This window comes from Pseudomonas fluorescens group sp. PF-69, assembly GCF_054481235.1.
Map to the genome: position 1 here is coordinate 485,685 of NZ_JBTMNC010000001.1, position 17,005 is coordinate 502,689.

Annotated in this window: 20 protein-coding genes; 12 read left to right on the forward strand and 8 right to left on the reverse strand. The window is 59.2% G+C overall.

All coding sequences use genetic code 11. The features are described from left to right. Nucleotides 1-180 precede the first annotated feature (180 nt). A complete protein-coding gene (locus ACX3YF_RS02240) occupies nucleotides 181-951 on the forward strand; it encodes an N-acetylmuramoyl-L-alanine amidase (protein WP_130203990.1) in 771 nt (256 codons plus the stop codon). A gap of 49 nt (nucleotides 952-1,000) precedes the next feature. Here the strand turns inward: ACX3YF_RS02240 and ACX3YF_RS02245 are convergent, their stop codons facing one another. The 4 genes from ACX3YF_RS02245 to ACX3YF_RS02260 all read right to left on the reverse strand — a co-directional run bounded on the left by ACX3YF_RS02245 (nucleotide 1,001) and on the right by ACX3YF_RS02260 (nucleotide 4,473). Next, nucleotides 1,001-1,912 (reverse strand): SDR family oxidoreductase, encoded by a 912-nt coding sequence (locus tag ACX3YF_RS02245; protein ID WP_204149727.1) that lies wholly within the window; start codon nucleotides 1,910-1,912, stop codon nucleotides 1,001-1,003. A 186-nt stretch (nucleotides 1,913-2,098) separates the two neighbouring features. Then, on the reverse strand, nucleotides 2,099-3,001 hold the full coding sequence (locus tag ACX3YF_RS02250; RefSeq protein WP_198131942.1) for an alpha/beta fold hydrolase: 903 nt from the start codon (nucleotides 2,999-3,001) through the stop codon (nucleotides 2,099-2,101). Then, entirely contained in the window at nucleotides 3,001-3,783 is a 783-nt protein-coding gene (locus tag ACX3YF_RS02255) for a class II aldolase/adducin family protein (protein WP_458946087.1), read from the reverse strand. Before ACX3YF_RS02255 ends, ACX3YF_RS02250 begins: the two co-directional genes overlap by 1 nt. A 234-nt stretch (nucleotides 3,784-4,017) precedes the next feature. Beyond that, nucleotides 4,018-4,473: a flavodoxin gene (locus ACX3YF_RS02260; protein WP_130203986.1), complete on the reverse strand. Its 456-nt coding sequence runs from the start codon at nucleotides 4,471-4,473 to the stop codon at nucleotides 4,018-4,020. Between the two features lie 100 nt (nucleotides 4,474-4,573). Between ACX3YF_RS02260 and ACX3YF_RS02265 the strand changes: the two genes are divergently transcribed. Beyond that, nucleotides 4,574-5,032: a PAS domain-containing protein gene (locus ACX3YF_RS02265; protein WP_130203985.1), complete on the forward strand. Its 459-nt coding sequence runs from the start codon at nucleotides 4,574-4,576 to the stop codon at nucleotides 5,030-5,032. Nucleotides 5,033-5,104: 72 nt separating this feature from the next. Continuing rightward, nucleotides 5,105-5,710 (forward strand): hypothetical protein, encoded by a 606-nt coding sequence (locus ACX3YF_RS02270; protein ID WP_458973357.1) that lies wholly within the window; start codon nucleotides 5,105-5,107, stop codon nucleotides 5,708-5,710. 2 nt (nucleotides 5,711-5,712) lie between these two features. On the opposite strand, the gene ACX3YF_RS02275 is transcribed toward ACX3YF_RS02270, so the two are convergent. After that, complete coding sequence (locus ACX3YF_RS02275; RefSeq protein WP_454837843.1) at nucleotides 5,713-6,672, reverse strand: MerR family transcriptional regulator; 960 nt, start codon at nucleotides 6,670-6,672, stop codon at nucleotides 5,713-5,715. Nucleotides 6,673-6,884: 212 nt separating this feature from the next. On the opposite strand from ACX3YF_RS02275, the gene ACX3YF_RS02280 reads away from it, so the two are divergent. The 7 genes from ACX3YF_RS02280 (at nucleotide 6,885) to ACX3YF_RS02310 (ending at nucleotide 11,519) form a co-directional block, all read left to right on the forward strand. Continuing rightward, nucleotides 6,885-7,454 (forward strand): antibiotic biosynthesis monooxygenase, encoded by a 570-nt coding sequence (locus tag ACX3YF_RS02280; RefSeq protein WP_288097799.1) that lies wholly within the window; start codon nucleotides 6,885-6,887, stop codon nucleotides 7,452-7,454. 186 nt (nucleotides 7,455-7,640) lie between these two features. Beyond that, nucleotides 7,641-8,351, forward strand: a complete 711-nt coding sequence (folM, locus tag ACX3YF_RS02285) for a dihydromonapterin reductase (protein WP_130203981.1) — start codon at nucleotides 7,641-7,643, stop codon at nucleotides 8,349-8,351. A gap of 20 nt (nucleotides 8,352-8,371) precedes the next feature. Beyond that, the gene (folE, locus tag ACX3YF_RS02290; RefSeq protein WP_130203980.1) at nucleotides 8,372-8,947 is read left to right on the forward strand and encodes a GTP cyclohydrolase I FolE; all 576 of its coding nucleotides are present in this window, start codon (nucleotides 8,372-8,374) and stop codon (nucleotides 8,945-8,947) included. Between the two features lie 2 nt (nucleotides 8,948-8,949). Beyond that, the gene (folX, locus tag ACX3YF_RS02295; RefSeq protein ID WP_448645821.1) at nucleotides 8,950-9,321 is read left to right on the forward strand and encodes a dihydroneopterin triphosphate 2'-epimerase; all 372 of its coding nucleotides are present in this window, start codon (nucleotides 8,950-8,952) and stop codon (nucleotides 9,319-9,321) included. Between the two features lie 69 nt (nucleotides 9,322-9,390). After that, nucleotides 9,391-9,687, forward strand: coding sequence for a DUF1244 domain-containing protein (locus tag ACX3YF_RS02300; RefSeq protein ID WP_047537806.1), 297 nt, complete (start codon nucleotides 9,391-9,393; stop codon nucleotides 9,685-9,687). Beyond that, nucleotides 9,680-10,018 (forward strand): HopJ type III effector protein, encoded by a 339-nt coding sequence (locus ACX3YF_RS02305; protein WP_458973358.1) that lies wholly within the window; start codon nucleotides 9,680-9,682, stop codon nucleotides 10,016-10,018. Before ACX3YF_RS02300 ends, ACX3YF_RS02305 begins: the two co-directional genes overlap by 8 nt. A gap of 250 nt (nucleotides 10,019-10,268) precedes the next feature. After that, nucleotides 10,269-11,519: a 2-aminoadipate transaminase gene (locus ACX3YF_RS02310; RefSeq protein WP_448645819.1), complete on the forward strand. Its 1,251-nt coding sequence runs from the start codon at nucleotides 10,269-10,271 to the stop codon at nucleotides 11,517-11,519. Nucleotides 11,520-11,696: 177 nt separating this feature from the next. On the opposite strand, the gene trxB is transcribed toward ACX3YF_RS02310, so the two are convergent. Beyond that, nucleotides 11,697-12,653 carry a thioredoxin-disulfide reductase gene (gene trxB / locus ACX3YF_RS02315; protein ID WP_047539318.1) on the reverse strand — a complete coding sequence of 319 codons (957 nt, stop codon included), beginning with the start codon at nucleotides 12,651-12,653 and terminating at the stop codon, nucleotides 11,697-11,699. A 315-nt stretch (nucleotides 12,654-12,968) separates the two neighbouring features. Here trxB and cysZ point away from each other — a divergent pair, with 315 nt between their 5' ends. Together cysZ and ACX3YF_RS02325 are read left to right on the forward strand one after the other, a co-directional pair. Continuing rightward, nucleotides 12,969-13,721: a sulfate transporter CysZ gene (gene cysZ / locus ACX3YF_RS02320; protein ID WP_130203976.1), complete on the forward strand. Its 753-nt coding sequence runs from the start codon at nucleotides 12,969-12,971 to the stop codon at nucleotides 13,719-13,721. 40 nt (nucleotides 13,722-13,761) lie between these two features. After that, nucleotides 13,762-14,961, forward strand: a complete 1,200-nt coding sequence (locus ACX3YF_RS02325; protein ID WP_458973359.1) for a glycosyltransferase family 4 protein — start codon at nucleotides 13,762-13,764, stop codon at nucleotides 14,959-14,961. Nucleotides 14,962-15,075: 114 nt separating this feature from the next. Here ACX3YF_RS02325 and ACX3YF_RS02330 read toward each other — a convergent pair whose 3' ends face one another. After that, a complete protein-coding gene (locus tag ACX3YF_RS02330) occupies nucleotides 15,076-16,179 on the reverse strand; it encodes an NADH:flavin oxidoreductase (RefSeq protein ID WP_458946090.1) in 1,104 nt (367 codons plus the stop codon). A gap of 235 nt (nucleotides 16,180-16,414) precedes the next feature. Next, nucleotides 16,415-16,897, reverse strand: coding sequence for a glutathione peroxidase (locus tag ACX3YF_RS02335; RefSeq protein ID WP_103405219.1), 483 nt, complete (start codon nucleotides 16,895-16,897; stop codon nucleotides 16,415-16,417). Nucleotides 16,898-17,005 lie beyond the last annotated feature (108 nt).

Consider the following 17,005-nt stretch of genomic DNA (forward strand, 5'->3'; position numbering starts at 1 on the left):
TAAAAACCCCAAAGCACTCAACTCCAATCAGCCAAAAAACCACTTTCAACCCACATCAATCTCAGAATACACCTACAGAACTTTGTAACTACCCGGAGCACTCCAACAATTAAGCTAACTCGCAGGTCAGACACTTCCCATCATCAGCTGACCTCTTCTTGATTCATTGCGAGTGCTTTTATGAAATCCATCAGTTACAACAAATACCGCTCAAGTAAAAGCTTCAACAACCGAATACGCTTCCTTATCTTCCACTACACAGCCGGCAACTTCTCCAGCTCGGTAAAAATTCTGACGGGGCCGAGCGTCAGCGCCCATTACCTGGTTCCGGACATTACCGATCCAAGTTATCTGAGAGAAGGTTATACCGAACAGCACATCTTCAACCTGGTGGATGAATCCCATCGTGCCTGGCATGCGGGCGTCAGCCAATGGGGTAGTCGCAGCAATCTGAATGACACCTCCATCGGCATTGAAATCATCAATCTTGCGACGGATAACAACGGCGAGTTCAACTTTCCGCCGTATCATCCAGAACAGATCGCTGCCATTGAAGAACTGGCGCTGAATATCCTCAAGCGCTACCCGGACATCACACCCACCCAGGTATTGGGGCACTCGGATATCGCGGTTGGACGAAAAAGCGACCCGGGACCTGTGTTTCCCTGGCATGCGCTTTATCTCAAAGGCATCGGCGCCTGGTTCGATGAGGTCACCCGGGACGACTTTCTACAGCAATACAACGCCAGCGCCATTCCGGCCCGCAGCGAGTTGCTAACGCTATTCAAGTCCTACGGATATGACATTTCAGGCGCTTCGACCGAGCAAGGTTTCAAGCAACTGGTCCGGGCATTTCAGATGCATTTTCGCCCGGAGCGTTACGACGGGGTCATGGATGCGCAAACAGCCGCAACCCTGGCGGCGCTGGTGTCCAGGTACTTTCCTCGATAGCCCACGAACACAGTCGGCAAGGTCATTCAATATGACCTTGCCTGCCGCATTACAACGAATACTTCTGCAAATTCCCCATCATTTCCTTCAGCGCTTCAATGTTGTCCTTCGGATGCGCTGCGCCTTCGAAATCACAAATCTGCTGCCAGTGCGCCGCCACATCTTCCGGCGAGAAACCCACCCGTGGGTCGAACCCGGCGCCCAGGCTGCGCTCCCAGCGCACCTTGCCCATCCAGCCGCCGCCGACTTCGAACAGGCCGGAAGTTTCCTGGCAGTTTTCGCTGGCCAGGTAAACCACCAGCGGGCTGACCAGTTCCGGTTTGAGTTGCTCGAACACTTGCGGCGGGATCAGGCCTTCGGTCATGCGCGTGCCGCCGGTGGGGGCGATGGCGTTGACCAGGATGTTGTTCTTGCGGCCTTCGATGGCCAGGGTGCGGGTCAGGCCGTAGAGGCCAAGCTTGGCCATGCCGTAGTTGGATTGGCCGAAGTTGCCGTAGATGCCGGAGGTGGACGCGGTGAAGATCACCCGGCCGTAGTTTTGTTCGCGCATGTGTGGCCATGCGGCGCGGGTGACTTTGTAGGCGCCTTCGACATGGACGCGGTAAACCAGGTCCCAGTCGGCGTCTTCCATTTTGTGGAAGGTCTTGTCGCGCAGGATGCCGGCGTTGTTGACCACCACATCGACACGACCGAAGACATCGAGTGCATGCTGAACGAGCTTGTCGCCATCGGTGACCGAGTCGTGGTTGGCCACGGCGGTGCCACCGGCATCACGGATTTGCGCGACCACGCGGTCTGCCGCAGATGCGTTGGCACCTTCGCCCTGGGCCGAGCCGCCGAGGTCGTTGACCAGCACCCTGGCGCCCTGTTGGGCGAACAACAGCGCGTGCGCCCGTCCCAGGCCGCCACCCGCACCGGTGATGATCACGACTTTATCTTCGAAGCGCACAGACTCATTCATGGGAGGACTCCAACAGGCCAGGGACATTGCCTTGGAGTTTCAGGCACGGCGCTGCGGGTCACAATGAACAGGGGGGAGGCTGAATGGTGCGCGATAAGGCTGGGGGATGATGAACGTCAGACAGCGAGGACTTTGTGGCGAGGGCGCAAGCTCCCTCGCCACAAAGTCTTCTGCGTTCAGCAGAACTCAGGAACACGCCACCTTGAGCGGCGGCAGCACCTGCTGATCGCGAAACGCCAGGTAGTGCTTGAGCACCTGGGACGGCGCCTCGATCTGTGGGTAGTGACCGATGCCGCTCAACAGCACCGCATCCGGGTTGGGGATCAGCTCCCGATAACGCGCGACCATGTGCGCGCCGGAGATCGGATCGACCTCGCCATCGATCACGCGCAAAGGCACCTCACCGCGCTGCATGGCGGCGACCCAACGATCGCGTTGCACTCGCCGTTCGGGGATGTAGCCGATCAACTTGTGCATGACCCGTGGCCCGTTATTGCTTTCGATCAGGCTCCAGAAATCATCCATTTCGCTCTCGGTGGGAAGCGTCTGAGGGCCAAAGATCTGATGAAAACTCTTCACCAATCCATCGCGACTGAACGCGCGGCCAATCATCCAGCCCAAGGGGCTGAGCAGCAGTTTTTGCATCAAGACGGGACGATGGGTTTCCGGAAACAGCCCGCCGTTGAGGAACACGCAACTGGCAATTTGAATCTGCGAATCGTAATGCCGGGCCAGCAGCTCCTGAGCCACGCTGTCGCCGTAATCATGCGCCAGCAGGTGCACAGGTTGCTCGACACCCAGTTGAGCCAGCAGCGCCTGTTGCAGATCAGCCTGCTCCAGCAAGCTGTATTCGTGATTCACCGGTTTGGCCGAGTCACCGAAACCCAACATGTCGCAGGCAATCACCCGATAGCGCTGAGCCAGCGGCTGCCACAGGTAATGCCAATCCCAACTGGCACTCGGAAAGCCATGGATGAGCAGCAGCGGCTCACCCTGCCCCGCCGTCCAGTAACGAATGGTCTGGCCACGGAAGACGAATGTCTGGCTGCGCTTGCGCCAGATACACAGAGGAATCTCAGCGAGTGCCATTAGAGTTTATAACCCGTGTCTTGTTTATCGAGTTTGCGCAGTAGCGCTGGCCAGGCCAACACACCGCCCATGCCTTGAGCACTTTTGGTGACACCGGCGATCATCGCCTTGGCACCCGCCAGAATCTGCGGTTCGATGGCGATCAGTTCCGCGCCACCGCCCTGCGCCATGACCTGGATGTCACAGGCGCGCTGGAAGGTAAACATCATCAGGAACGTGTCGGCGATGGTGCCGCCGCAGGTCAGCAAACCGTGGTTGTGCAGCATCAGGAAATTGTTTTCCCCGAGATCGGCTTGCAGTCGCGCCTTCTCTTCGTGATTCAGCGCAACGCCTTCGTAGGCGTGATACGCCAGGCTGGACAGGACAAACAACGATTGTTGGCTGATCGGCAAAATGCCTTGTTTCTGCGCCGAGACCGCAACACCCGAGGCGGTGTGGGTGTGCAGCACGCAGACGACATCATGGCGAACCTCGTGCACCGCGCTGTGGATGGTGTAACCGGCCGGATTGATCTCGTACGGGCTGTCCATCAGCTTGTTGCCGGCCTGATCGACCTTGACCAGGCTCGAGGCAGTCATTTCGTGAAACATCATCCCGAAAGGGTTGATCAGGAAGTCTTCGGTGCCAGGCACCTTGGCCGAGATGTGGGTGAAAATCAGATCGTCCCAGCCGTGCAGGGCAACCAGGCGATAACAGGCTGCCAGGTCGACCCGGGTCTGCCACTCGGCGGCACTGACCTGGTCTTTGACGCTGTCGAGGGATTGAACGGGGGCTACGCTCACGACAAGGAACCTCTGGTTTTTATTATGGAGTGTTTCCAATGACTATCGAGTCTAGACACCCTCCAGGGTTCGCGTAGTTGCATTGGCAGCCAGCTTGATGGCCGAGCGAGTCAGTCGCTCAGTGAAGCGGGATACACGTCAAAGTACCGCCGCCAGAGAGGCCGAGCCGGGCACTGCCTGCCGCCCCGGCAGCACCCTGAGAATCGACGTTAACAAACGTTGAGCGGTGCTCGGTCAGCCCCGCAGAGCGCCAGCCAGCTCTGCCAGCCAGGGCTCGGCATCCGTTTCGGGAGTGACGCTTTCACTGGCGTCCAGGCGCAACATTGGCAGCACTTCGCGAATACCCAGCTCACCGAACAACTCACGCATCAATTCGCCGCCGCCGCAGAACGTATCGCCGTAGCTCGCATCGCCCAAGCCAATCACAGCACCCGGCAAACCACGCCAGGCCGCGGGCAATTGGTCGCGGATCGCGAAGTACAGCGGTTGCAGGTTATCCGGCAACTCACCCATGCCGGTGGTCGAGGTCACCGCCAGGAAAGCTTGCGGGCCAAAGGCCTGGACATCGGCCAGACTTGCACGCGGGTTGTGAAAGGTTTCGAAACCGGCGTTTTTCAAAAGGCTGGCGGCGTGACGGGCAACCTCTTCGGCCGTGCCGTACACCGAGCCGGAAATGATGGCGACTTTCATCAATCTGATCCTGAAGCTGAGTCAAAGACCGGGATCTTAACAGCACAGTCTTTATTGTTCTTTTAGAATCCCCCGACAACCAACAAGGAAGGGGTCCACCATGATCAACTCGAAACTGCTGCAGTTGGCGATCAACGCCTCCAACGACGGCATCGTGATTGCCGAAAAAGAAGGCGCGCAAGACAAGATTCTGATTTACGTCAACCCGGCATTCGAGCGCCTCACCGGTTACTCCAGCGAAGAAATCCTTTACCAGGATTGTCGCTTCCTGCAATCCGGAGACCGGGATCAGCCAGCTTTGACGAAGATTCGTGATGCACTGAAGAGCGAAGGATCCTGTCGGGAAATCCTGCGCAACTACCGCAAGGACGGCACACCGTTCTGGAATGAGCTGTCCATTTCGACGGTGAAAAATCCGAGTGACGGGCTGGTTTATTTTATCGGTGTACAAAAAGACGTGACGCTGCAAGTCAAGGCACAGCAACGGATTGCGCAGCTTGAAGCGCAATTGGCCGAAGCCCGGGCTGAGCTTTCGGCGCTAAAAGCGACGAACGGTTAAAACAAATCAGCGAATCAATTGTCATTAACTACAATCACCGAACACTTTGTAACTATTTCTTTCGAGCCTGCCATGCATCGCGACGCGCTCCTCACCCAGGATGAGCTGGATTTCATCCAGACCATGCAACACAACCCGCAGCTCAATGTGCGTGATGCGACGTCGAGCCTGCTCGTAAACGGCGGTTCGCAAATCCGTGACTTACTCACGCGCCTGGCAGCGCATGAGCAAGTCACCATCCAGGCCAATTTCGAAAATCAGCAAATGACGTTTCCCCTGCACTTGGTGGAAGACGAATTTCATGCGCTGCATCTGCGCCTGGGTGTTCCCAGCATTTATGAAGACGGCCCATTGGTGCGGCCATGGCGACTGGTGCTCGAAGAACCGGTAGCACTGGAAAATGCCCAGGGCCAACCCGGCACGATGTGGGTGCATGAAGTCTCGTTCAAAGGGGTTTTGCTCGAGGTTCGCAACAAGACCAAGGCACCGAAGCATTTCGTTTTGTGGTTCAGCCCTTCAGGCTATGAGCGAATCGCGCTGCGCGGCACCTTCGAGAAGGAAACCGAGCAAGGCTTCTACGCCTATCAATTGAGCCAGAGCGACACGGATGAAACCGAACGCCTGCGCCAGTACATCCTGCAGCAACATCGGTTGACCCACCCGACCCTGCATCTCTGAATTCAAGTATCCAGATTGCCCGCCAGGAACTGTTTCAGACGCTGGCGCATCACCACGCCCTCGTTTCCCAGACAACCGATCGACGATCCGGCAAGGCTTTCCTGCGCCAGGTCGGACGCATCACCGGCCAGCAGCAACGGACAATCAAGGCTCATCGCCAGGCGATTCAAGCGCCGTGGAAGTTCGGGCGCCGGTACGTGATTGGAAAAAAGCACCAGTGCCTGGGGTTTGATCCTTTCGCACACCAGGGTCAACTCATCGAACGGCTGGCCGATGGCCAACACGCGCACGCCGGCTTGTTCGCTGCTCAGGAACAAGGCAGCAATCAATAATTCAAGTTCCCGGCATTGGCCCGACAGGGCGCTGACGATGACTCGCCCTGGTTGCTTGTCACGGATCAACAGCAAGCGTTGCGTGACCCGTGATCGCAGGAAACTATCCAGGAACAACCACTCGCTGACCCGGCCGAATGAATCCTGGCGTTGCAGCAACCGCGTCCAGAGCGGGAGCAGGATGTCCTGAAACACCACCGGCTGGCTGTAGCTGGAAAAGATCTGTCCGTATATCTGCTCCAGCAACACATCGTCAAAAGCACTGACGGCGGCCTGAAGCTGCTGATGCCATTGCGCATAGTCAGCTTGTACGAGGTCGTTGGGGATCAGGTGCGACAACGCCTGAAGCGGCGCTGCCTTGGCCAGTATCTTGCCGATCTTGCTGACCGCGACACCGCGTTCGATCCAGCCGAGGATGCTGCGGACACGCTCGATATCGGCCATCGAGTACAGGCGATGCCCACTTTCGGTGCGCGTTGGCACGATCAGACCATAGCGTCGCTCCCATGCACGTAGCGTGACGGGATTCACGCCGGTCAGGCGCGATACTTCGCGAATGGGGAAGAGCTCTTCCTGCTCAAGAGATACAGCCTGCGGTACGCCTGAAGCACCATCAGTAAGTACGGGCATCTGGGCCTCAACGTCCATGTGTAGTTCGAGCCGCATTTTAACCCCCCTGCCCCATGATCATTCAAGCCATGGGCGATCGAAAAACAACGAATACGAAAACAGGTAGAATGCGGAATAATCCTTGCTTGTCACGACACGCAGTCCACCACCCCGGCACTGCGTTCAGCGAAGTTCCTACCCGGATCGACGCAAAAGCCTTACGGAGATACACAATGTCTACCTCACCCGTCACGCTGATGGTTGCACGTCGCGTTGCCGATGGGCGTTATCAGGATCTGATCGCCTGGCTACGCGAAGGCGAACAACTGGCCACCGACTTCCCCGGTTATCTCGGATCCGGCGTGCTCGCTCCGCCGCCCGACGATAATGAATTCCAGATTATTTTCCGCTTCGCCGACGAGCAGACCCTGCACGCCTGGGAACACTCCGCCTCGCGTACGGCCTGGCTCGCCCGCGGTAGCGACTTGTTCGCCCATCCGATGGAACATCGGGTCAGTGGCATCGAAGGCTGGTTTGGCGCCGCAGGCCAACGCCCGCCACGCTGGAAACAGGCAGTGGCGATCTGGCTGGCTTTCTTTCCGGTGTCGCTGCTGTTCAACTTTGTTATTGGGCCGTTGCTGAGTGAAATGAGCCTGCTGCCTCGCATATTTGTCAGCACGCTGTGCCTGACGCCCTTGATGGTCTACTTCTTCATTCCACTGTCGACGCGCTTGTTGGCGGGTTGGCTCAATAGCAAGCCTGTGCGCCGGTTGTCCGCCGAGCCAAGCCCTCAAAGCCGCTGATCTCCCGGTGCAGGAGCGAGCCAGCTCGCGATGAACCCGAGAACGCTGCGGGGTATCAGGCTCCCAGCGTTATCGTTCACGACCCTCGCGAGCAGTCGAGCGTCGACCGGCTGCTCCTACCGAGGGCATAGGTGAACGCTGCAATGCGCTGGTATAGTTTTGCTCTTACCGCGACGCGAGCCGTTCATGACCTCTTCCGCAGCCCCAATCCTCATCACCGGCGCCGGCCAGCGTGTCGGCTTGCATTGCGCGCAGCGATTGCTCGAAGACGGCCATCGCGTGATTTTCAGCTACCGCAGCGAACGCCCCGGCGTACAAACCCTGCGCGATCTGGGGGCGACGGCGCTGTTTGCCGATTTCGCCACCGAGGGCGGAATCCTTGCCTTCATCAGCGAGCTGAAAACCCATACCGAGAGCCTGCGGGCGATCGTGCATAACGCCTCCGAATGGCTGGCCGAAACCCCGGAGACCGAAGCCGAAGCCTTCACTCGCATGTTCAGCGTGCACATGCTGGCGCCCTACCTGATCAACCTGCATTGCGCCGAGCTGCTCGAACGCTCCAGCCCCGCCGACATCGTGCACATCAGCGATGACGTGACCCGCAAGGGCAGCAGCAGGCACATCGGCTACTGCGCCAGCAAAGCCGGGCTCGACAGCCTGACGCTGTCCTTCGCCGCGAAATACGCGCCGGGCATCAAGGTCAACGGAATCGCCCCGGCCCTGCTACTGTTCAACCCTGATGACGACGCGGCCTACCGCGCCAAGGCGTTGGCCAAATCCGCACTGGGTATCGAACCCGGCAGCGAAGTGATCTATCAGAGCCTGCGCTATTTGCTCGACAACCCTTATGTCACCGGCACGACCCTGACCGTCAATGGCGGAAGGCACCTCAAATAAGTGTCCCGCGAGGATTTTCCATGACGTTATCCCTGCCTCAGAACGCTCTGTCTCAGAGCTACCGCGAAATCCTGATCGGTCTCGGCGAGAATCCCGACCGCGAAGGTCTGCTCGACACGCCGGTGCGCGCGGCCAAGGCCATGCGATACCTCTGCCATGGTTACGACCAGAGTGTCGAAGAAATCGTCAACGGTGCGCTGTTCGCTTCCGACAACGATGAAATGGTCATCGTCGACAACATCGAGCTGTACTCGCTTTGCGAACATCACTTGCTGCCCTTCATTGGCAAGGCGCATGTGGCTTATATTCCCACGGGCAAGGTGCTGGGCCTGTCGAAGATCGCGCGGCTGGTGGACATGTTCGCCCGACGCCTGCAGATCCAGGAAAACCTCACCCGGCAAATCGCCGACGCGGTGCAGCAAGTAACCGGCGCGGCCGGCGTCGCGGTGGTCATCGAAGCCCGGCACATGTGCATGATGATGCGCGGCGTCGAGAAACAGAATTCGACCATGAACACCTCGGTGATGCTCGGCGCCTTCCGCGAATCGAGCAACACCCGCCAGGAGTTCCTGCAATTGATTGGACGGAGCAAGTAGTAATGCCACAACTTCAACCAGGCATGGCACGCATCCGGGTCAAGGACCTGTGCCTGCGCACCTTCATCGGCATCAACGAGGATGAAATCCTCAACAAACAGGATGTGTTGATTAACCTGACCATCCTCTACGAGGCCCGGGAAGCAGTGCGTGACAATGACATCGATCACGCGCTGAACTACCGGACCATCACCAAGGCCATCATCGCCCACGTCGAGGGCAATCGCTTTGCGCTGCTCGAACGCCTGACCCAGGAGATTCTCGATCTGGTCATGGCCAACGAGTCGGTGCTGTACGCCGAGGTCGAAGTGGACAAGCCCCACGCCCTGCGATTCGCCGAGTCGGTGTCGATCACCCTGGCGGCGAGTCGCTGAGTGCGTCTGGCGGATTGCCCGCCAGACTTTTATCATCCCGCGCCACGACTGGATTTCACAGAGCCCGCCATGAACGATCAACAACGCCTGGAACTCGAAGCCGCCGCCTTTCGCCGGCTGGTGGCCCACCTGGACAGCCGCAAGGACGTACAGAACATCGACCTGATGAACCTCTCGGGTTTCTGCCGTAACTGCCTGTCCAAGTGGTACAAGGCGGCTGCCGACGAACGCCAGATCGAGGTGAGCCTCGACGAAGCCCGCGAAGTGGTTTACGGCATGCCGTACGCCGACTGGAAAGCCCAATTTCAGCAAGAAGCCAGCGCCGAACAACAAGCGGCGTTCGCCAAAGGAAAACCCAATGAGTGAGTTGAACACCCTGCGCACCAGCCTCAAAAGCGGCGAACACGGCTTTGCCGATACCCTGGCCTTCATCGCCGCCGGTTACGACTACCAGCCACAGGCGTTCAACAACGGTGGCGTGGAAAACGCCGCCGGACAGAACGAAGGTTCATGCAAGACGCTGGGCCTGGCATTGCTGGAAGGCTTGAGCGACGAAGAAGCCCTGCTGGCGTTCGGCGAACACTACCGCTCGGTGCTGGCCACGCCTGAAGGCAGCGACCACGGCAATATCCGTGCGTTGATGGTCCATGGCCTGGCTGGCGTGAAGTTCGCTCAACAGCCCCTGACCCGCCGCTGATTTAACTTGTAGGAGCAGCCGGTCGACGCTCGGCTGCTCGCGATGGACGACAGGGCACCGCGGGGTGTCAGGTTGCCAGTGTTATCGTTGACCACCATCGCGATCGGGCTCGCTCCTACAAGTCAGCGTTCAAGGCGCGCAAAGCACATCCCGACTTTTCAGATTGACCCGGCCACTTTATTTCGTTTGCCCGCCAGTGCTGCTCACGGCTTAGATAAAGGAAGTCCTCCTTCTTCCGAGCCGGTCATTCATGAGCAGCGAAAGCATCAGTCAGTCGATCAACATCGTTCACCCTGTCACCCTCAGCCACGGTAAAAACGCCGAGGTCTGGGACACCAATGGCAAACGCTACATCGACTTCGTCGGTGGCATCGGCGTACTCAATCTCGGCCATTGCCATCCGCGCATCGTCGAAGCCATTCGCGAACAGGCCACCCGGCTGACCCATTACGCGTTCAACGCGGCGCAACATGAACCCTATATTGCCTTGATGGATCGCCTCAGCGCGTTTATCCCGGTGGATTACCCTGTCAGCGGAATGCTCACCAACAGCGGCGCCGAGGCGGCGGAAAACGCCCTGAAGATCGTGCGCGGCGCCACCGGCCGCAGCGCCGTGATCGCCTTCGATGGAGGCTTCCACGGGCGTACGCTGGCCACCCTCAACCTCAACGGCAAAGTCGCACCCTACAAACAGAAAGTCGGTGTGTTGCCAGGGCCGGTGTATCACCTGCCCTTCCCGAGCCAGGATAACGGCGTCACCTGCGCCGAGGCCCTGAAGGCGATGGAGCGGCTGTTCAGCGTCGAGATCGATGTCGAAGACGTGGCGTGCTTTATCGTCGAACCCGTGCAGGGCGAAGGCGGCTTCCTGGCGATGGACGTTGAGTTTGCCCAGGCATTGCGGCGTTTCTGCAACGAGAAAGGCATCGTGCTGATCGCCGATGAAATCCAGTCCGGTTTCGGCCGTACCGGCCAACGCTTTGCGTTCTCGCGACTGGGCATCGAACCCGATCTGATCCTGCTGGGCAAAAGCATCGCCGGTGGCGTGCCGCTGGGTGCGGTGGTCGGGCGTAAATCGCTGCTCGACAACTTGCCCAAGGGCGGGCTGGGTGGCACCTACTCCGGCAATCCCATCGCCTGTGCCGCCGCGCTGGCGACGCTGGATGAAATGACCGATGCCAACCTGAACGCCTGGGGCTCGCAACAGGAAGAAGCGATCGTCAGCCGCTACGAAGCCTGGTGTGCGAACAAGCTGTCGCCGTATCTGGGTCGACTGACTGGCGTTGGTGCCATGCGCGGTATCGAAATGATCAAACCCGATGGCACCCCGGCAGCCGCGCAACTGACGCAACTGCTGGCCCTGGCGCGGGACGCCGGGTTGCTGCTGATGCCCAGCGGCAAATCACGCCACATCATTCGGCTGCTGGCACCGTTGACCACCGAGGCTGCGGTGCTGGAGGAAGGGTTGGATATTCTCGAAGCGTGCCTGAAGAAACTGGTCTGAACACCTGCCTTCACCGTAGGAGCGAGCCTGCTCGCGATGGACGACAGGGCACTGCGGGGTGTCAGGTTGCCAGCGTCATCGTTGACCACCCTCGCGAGCGTGCTCGCTCCTACAGGAGTGAGATTTTTCGAGGCAATAAAAAAACCGGCCGAAGCCGGTTTTTTTACGATCGCAGAATCAAGCGTTCTGCAGATTATCCAGGTAACGCTCGGCATCGAGTGCCGCCATGCAACCGGCGCCGGCCGAGGTGATGGCCTGACGGTAGACGTGGTCAGCCACGTCACCGGCCGCGAAGATACCTTCGATGTTGGTCGCCGTGGCATTGCCATCACGGCCGCCCTGCACAACCAGGTAGCCATCTTTCAACGTCAGCTGACCTTCGAACAGCGAGGTGTTCGGGGTATGGCCGATGGCGATGAACACGCCGTCGACCTTTACTTCGTCGAAGCTGCCGTCGTTGTTCTTCAAACGGGCACCCGTCACGCCCATGTTGTCGCCCAGGACTTCGTCCAGGGTGGCGTTCAGTTTCAGGATGATCTTGCCTTCGGCCACGCGGGCGTTGAGCTTGTCGATCAGGATTTTCTCAGCGCGAAAGGTTTCGCGACGGTGAATCAAGGTCACGGTGCTGGCGATGTTGGCCAGGTACAGCGCCTCTTCCACCGCCGTGTTACCACCGCCCACCACAGCCACTGGCTTGTTGCGGTAGAAGAAACCGTCGCAGGTCGCGCAGGCCGAAACGCCTTTGCCCATGAACGTTTCTTCCGACGGCAGGCCCAGGTAGCGCGCGCTCGCACCGGTGGCGATGATCAGCGCATCGCAGGTGTAGGTCGCGCTGTCGCCGGTCAGGGTGTAAGGCTTGGCAGCGAAGTCCACGGCATTGATGTGATCGAAAACGATCTCGGTTTCAAAGCGCTCGGCGTGCTCTTTCATGCGTTCCATCAGCGCCGGGCCGGTCAGGCCGTGAACGTCGCCCGGCCAGTTGTCGACTTCGGTGGTGGTGGTCAGTTGACCGCCAGCCTGCATGCCGGTGATCAGCAGTGGCTTGAGGTTGGCACGGGCGGCATAGACCGCGGCACTGTAACCGGCAGGGCCGGAACCGAGAATAATCACTCGCGAATGACGGACTTCAGACATGACCTGCTCCTGTTGACCGGCCCGGAACACCTGGCGCGGATCGCCGGTTTGCCGGCGGGAATAAAAAAGGACCATTGAAAGCACTTGGGGAAGGCTTGAACTCGACAGTCCTGTAAAAAGAATGGGTGCAGCGTATCGAGGGGGCGAAGATTAAGGAAATACGGTTTAACAATCCAGCTCATAGGTGGTCTCTATCCCGTCAGCGTGATTATCAGGACGCCTTTGTTACAGTTAATGTCGATGCCGCTACCGCGCTTTCACCCGTCAGGCAAAGCCGGTAAGGTCGGCGCGTTTTCCCTTTGCTCGGAGCACGTTATGCCCGCCCCTGTTCTGTCCGGCCCGCAATACCTGCGCGAAGGCCTGAAACTGGTTCTCAGCCCCAGCCTTCGTCTTTTTGTATTGCTTCCACTTGTCATCAATCTGGTGCTGTTCGTCGGATTGATCTATCTGGCTGGTCACCAGTTCAGCCTATGGGTCGACACACTGATGCCTTCCCTGCCCGACTGGCTGAGCTTCCTCAGTTATGTCCTGTGGCCACTGTTCGTCGTGCTGGTGGTGTTGATGGTGTTCTTCACCTTCACCATGCTCGCCAACGTCATCGCCGCACCGTTCAATGGCTTCCTGGCGGAAAAAGTCGAAGTGGTGGTGCGCGGCACTGACGACTTCCCGACCTTCAGCTGGGGCGAGCTGATCGCCATGATCCCCCGCACCCTGGGCCGGGAAATGCGCAAGCTCGGTTACTTCCTGCCCCGGGCGATCGGCCTGTTCATTCTTTCGTTCATCCCGGTGGTGAACATCATCGCCGCGCCGTTGTGGCTGCTGTTCGGGGTCTGGATGATGGCGATCCAGTACATCGACTACCCGGCGGACAACCACAAGCTGGGCTGGAACGAGATGCTCGCCTGGTTGCGGCAGAAACGCTGGCAGAGCATGAGTTTCGGCGGCATCGTCTACCTGGCGCTGCTGATTCCGGTGGTCAACATCCTGATGATGCCGGCCGCCGTGGCCGGGGCGACGCTGTTCTGGGTGCGTGAGCGCGGGGCCGAGAACCTGGTGACCCAGCGCTGATACGGTCACAAATCCATCACGCAAACGCCATAACGCCGACATGGCCTCAGCCGACACTGAGGTCATGACGACAGCTCTGCATATCACCCTGATCACCGAAACCTTCCCTCCCGAAATCAACGGCGTGGCCAATACCCTTGGTCGCTTGTGCGACGGTTTGCGCGCGCGCGGGCATCAGGTGGAATTGATTCGGCCGCGCCAAGGCTGCGATCAGCAACTGAGCAGCGACGATGAATTGATGCTGTGCCGGGGCTGGCCGCTGCCGGGCTATCCCGGTTTGCAATGGGGTCAGTCGTCAATGCACAAGCTGTTGCGCCGCTGGAAGCGCCATCGCCCGGATGTGCTGTACATCGCCACCGAAGGTCCATTGGGGTTATCGGCACTGCGAGCGGCACGGCGCCTGGGGATATCGGTGGTCAGCGGTTTTCACACCAATTTCCAGCAGTACTCCAACCAATATGGGCTCGGCTTGTTGACGCGGCTGCTGACCCACTACCTGCGCTGGTTCCACAATCGTTCGACCATGACCCTGGTGCCCAGCGTCAGTCAGCGAATGGAGCTGGAACGGCGTCACTTCGAGCGCCTGGCGCTGCTTTCCCGAGGGGTCGACAGTCAATTGTTTCACCCCTCAAAACGCTTGAACGCCCTGCGCGAGCAATGGGGATTGGCCGAAGAAGACATCGCGGTCATTCATGTCGGTCGCCTGGCCCAGGAAAAAAACCTGGGATTGCTCAAGCGCACCTTCGACACCCTCAAGGCCAGTTATCCACAGCGCACCCTGAAGCTGATCGTGGTGGGCGATGGTCCGCAGCGCCAGGAACTGGAGAACGAGATGCCCGAGGCGATTTTCTGCGGCACTCAGCGCGGTGAAGCCCTGGCCTGTCACTATGCGTCGGGGGATGTATTCCTGTTTCCGAGCCTGACCGAAACCTTTGGCAATGTAGTGCTTGAGGCGCTGGCCTCGGGGCTGGGGGTCGTGGCCTACGATCAGGCGGCGGCAGCCCAGCATATTCGCCATGGCTACAACGGCGTACTGGCGATGCCGGGAGATGAAGAAGCGTTCTGCGATGCGGCGGCGTGGCTGCTGGAAGAGCGGGAAACCTTGCGCTGCGTTCGGCTCAACGCACGCCAGCATGCCAGTCGCCAGGGCTGGGCGTCGATTATCGAACAGTTCGAGGGGCAGTTGCGGGGGGCTTGCGTGAGGGAGCAGGTGGTGTCGAACGCGTCGATAATCCCTTGAACATTTACTGACTTTGAGGCCCCCATCGCGGGCAAGCCCGCTCCCACAGTGTTTTGCGTTGTACACAAAACTTGTGGGAGCGGGCTTGCCCGCGATGGGCCGGTACAGACGCCTTTAAACCAAGGTCATCAACGCATCGCGGCTAAACGGCAGAATGTCCTGCTCACGGCCTTCGCGAACTTTCTGCGCCCAGTCCGGATCGACCAACAGCGCACGACCGACCGCTACCAGGTCGAACTCGTCGTTGTTCAAACGCTCCAGCAGTTTTTCCAGGCTGGCCGGTTGCGCGACCTTGTCGGTGTTGACCATGAACTGCAGGAACTCGCCATCCAGACCGACGCTACCGACGGTGATGGTTGGCTTGCCGGTGAGCGTGCGGGTCCAGCCCGCCAGGTTCAATTCGGAACCGTCGAACTCCGGCTCCCAGAAGCGGCGGGTCGAGCAGTGGAAGATATCCACGCCGGCGTCGGACAACGGCTTGAGGAACTCGCCCAGCGCCTCCGGGGTTTGCACCAGGCGCGCGGTGTAATCCTGCTGTTTCCACTGAGAGAAACGGAAGATGATCGGGAAACCTTCGCCGACCGCCGCACGCACCGCCTGGATCAATTCGATGGCGAACCGCGAACGATTGGCCAGGCTGCCGCCGTATTCGTCGGTACGCTGGTTGCTGCCTTCCCAGAAGAACTGGTCGATGAGGTAGCCGTGGGCGCCATGGATCTCTACGCCGTCCATGCCGATGCTCTGGGCATCCTTGGCGGCCTGGGCGAACGCGGCGATCACGTCCTGAATATCTTGTTGGGTCATGCCGTGAACAACGACCTGACCGTCCTTCACTTTTTCCGACGGGCCATAACCCGGCACGCTGGCGTCCGGCTCGGTGCCGATGCGACGCACGCTGCCGACGTGCCACAGTTGCGGAACGATCTTGCCGCCTTCGGCGTGGACGGCGTCGACGACTTTCTTCCAGCCTGCCAGGGCGGCTTCGCCGTAGAAGTGCGGGACGTTCGGGTAGCCATTGGATGCCTTGTGGCCGACGGTGGTGCCTTCGGTGATGATCAGGCCAACGCCAGCGGCAGCACGACGACGGTAGTATTCGATGACTTTGGAGTTAGGGACACCGCCTGGGGAAAACGAACGGGTCATCGGCGCCATGACGACGCGGGTCGGCAGTTCGAGGTTGCCAAGGTGGAACGGTTTGAACAGAGCTTGGACGGGCATGGGGACGCTCCACGAAGGATTACTTTATGACGGCGATAATATGGAGATCCGCACGCGCTGGATAGCACTATCGATTTGGGTGATAAAGGAGCAAAAGGTTACGAATAACCTTGTAGGAGCGAGCCTGCTCGCGATTGTCGTGAACGATAACGCGGGAAACCTGACACCCCGCGGCGTTCTCAGGTCCATCGTCGGAACGCCGCCCGGAGCCCGCTCGCTCCTACAGGGGGGGGAATCAGCTCAGGGCTTTTTCAATCGCCTGAATGACGCTCGGATCGTCCGGCGACGTACGTGGCGAGAACCGCGCCAGTACACGCCCGTCTTTGCCCAGGAGGAACTTTTCGAAGTTCCAGGTGATGTCACCCGGGAACTCCGCGCCCTCGCCCGCCAACAGTTTGTACAGCTGATGACGTTCATGCCCGTTGACTTCCAGTTTGCTGGACAACGGAAAAGTCACGCCATAGTTGAGGCTGCAAAACTCCTGGATTTCCTGCTCGGTGCCTGGCTCCTGTCCGGCAAACTGGTTGCACGGCAAGCCCAACACGCTGAAGCCTTTGGCCTTGTATTGCTGGTAAAGATTCTCCAGCGCCGCGTACTGTGGGGTCAGGCCACATTTGGAAGCAACGTTGACCACCAGCACCACGTGCCCCTTGAACGGCGCCAAAGGTAGCGCCTGACCATCAAGGGCTGTCAAATTAAGGTCGTGAAAAGCACTCATGACGAACTCCAGATTCCCGTGTTCTTCTCGAAACAGCCACTTATCGGTGTCGCCTGGGACAGCCGCAGACTAAAAAGGCGCCCTCGGGGCGCCTCTCCAGTAATCGAA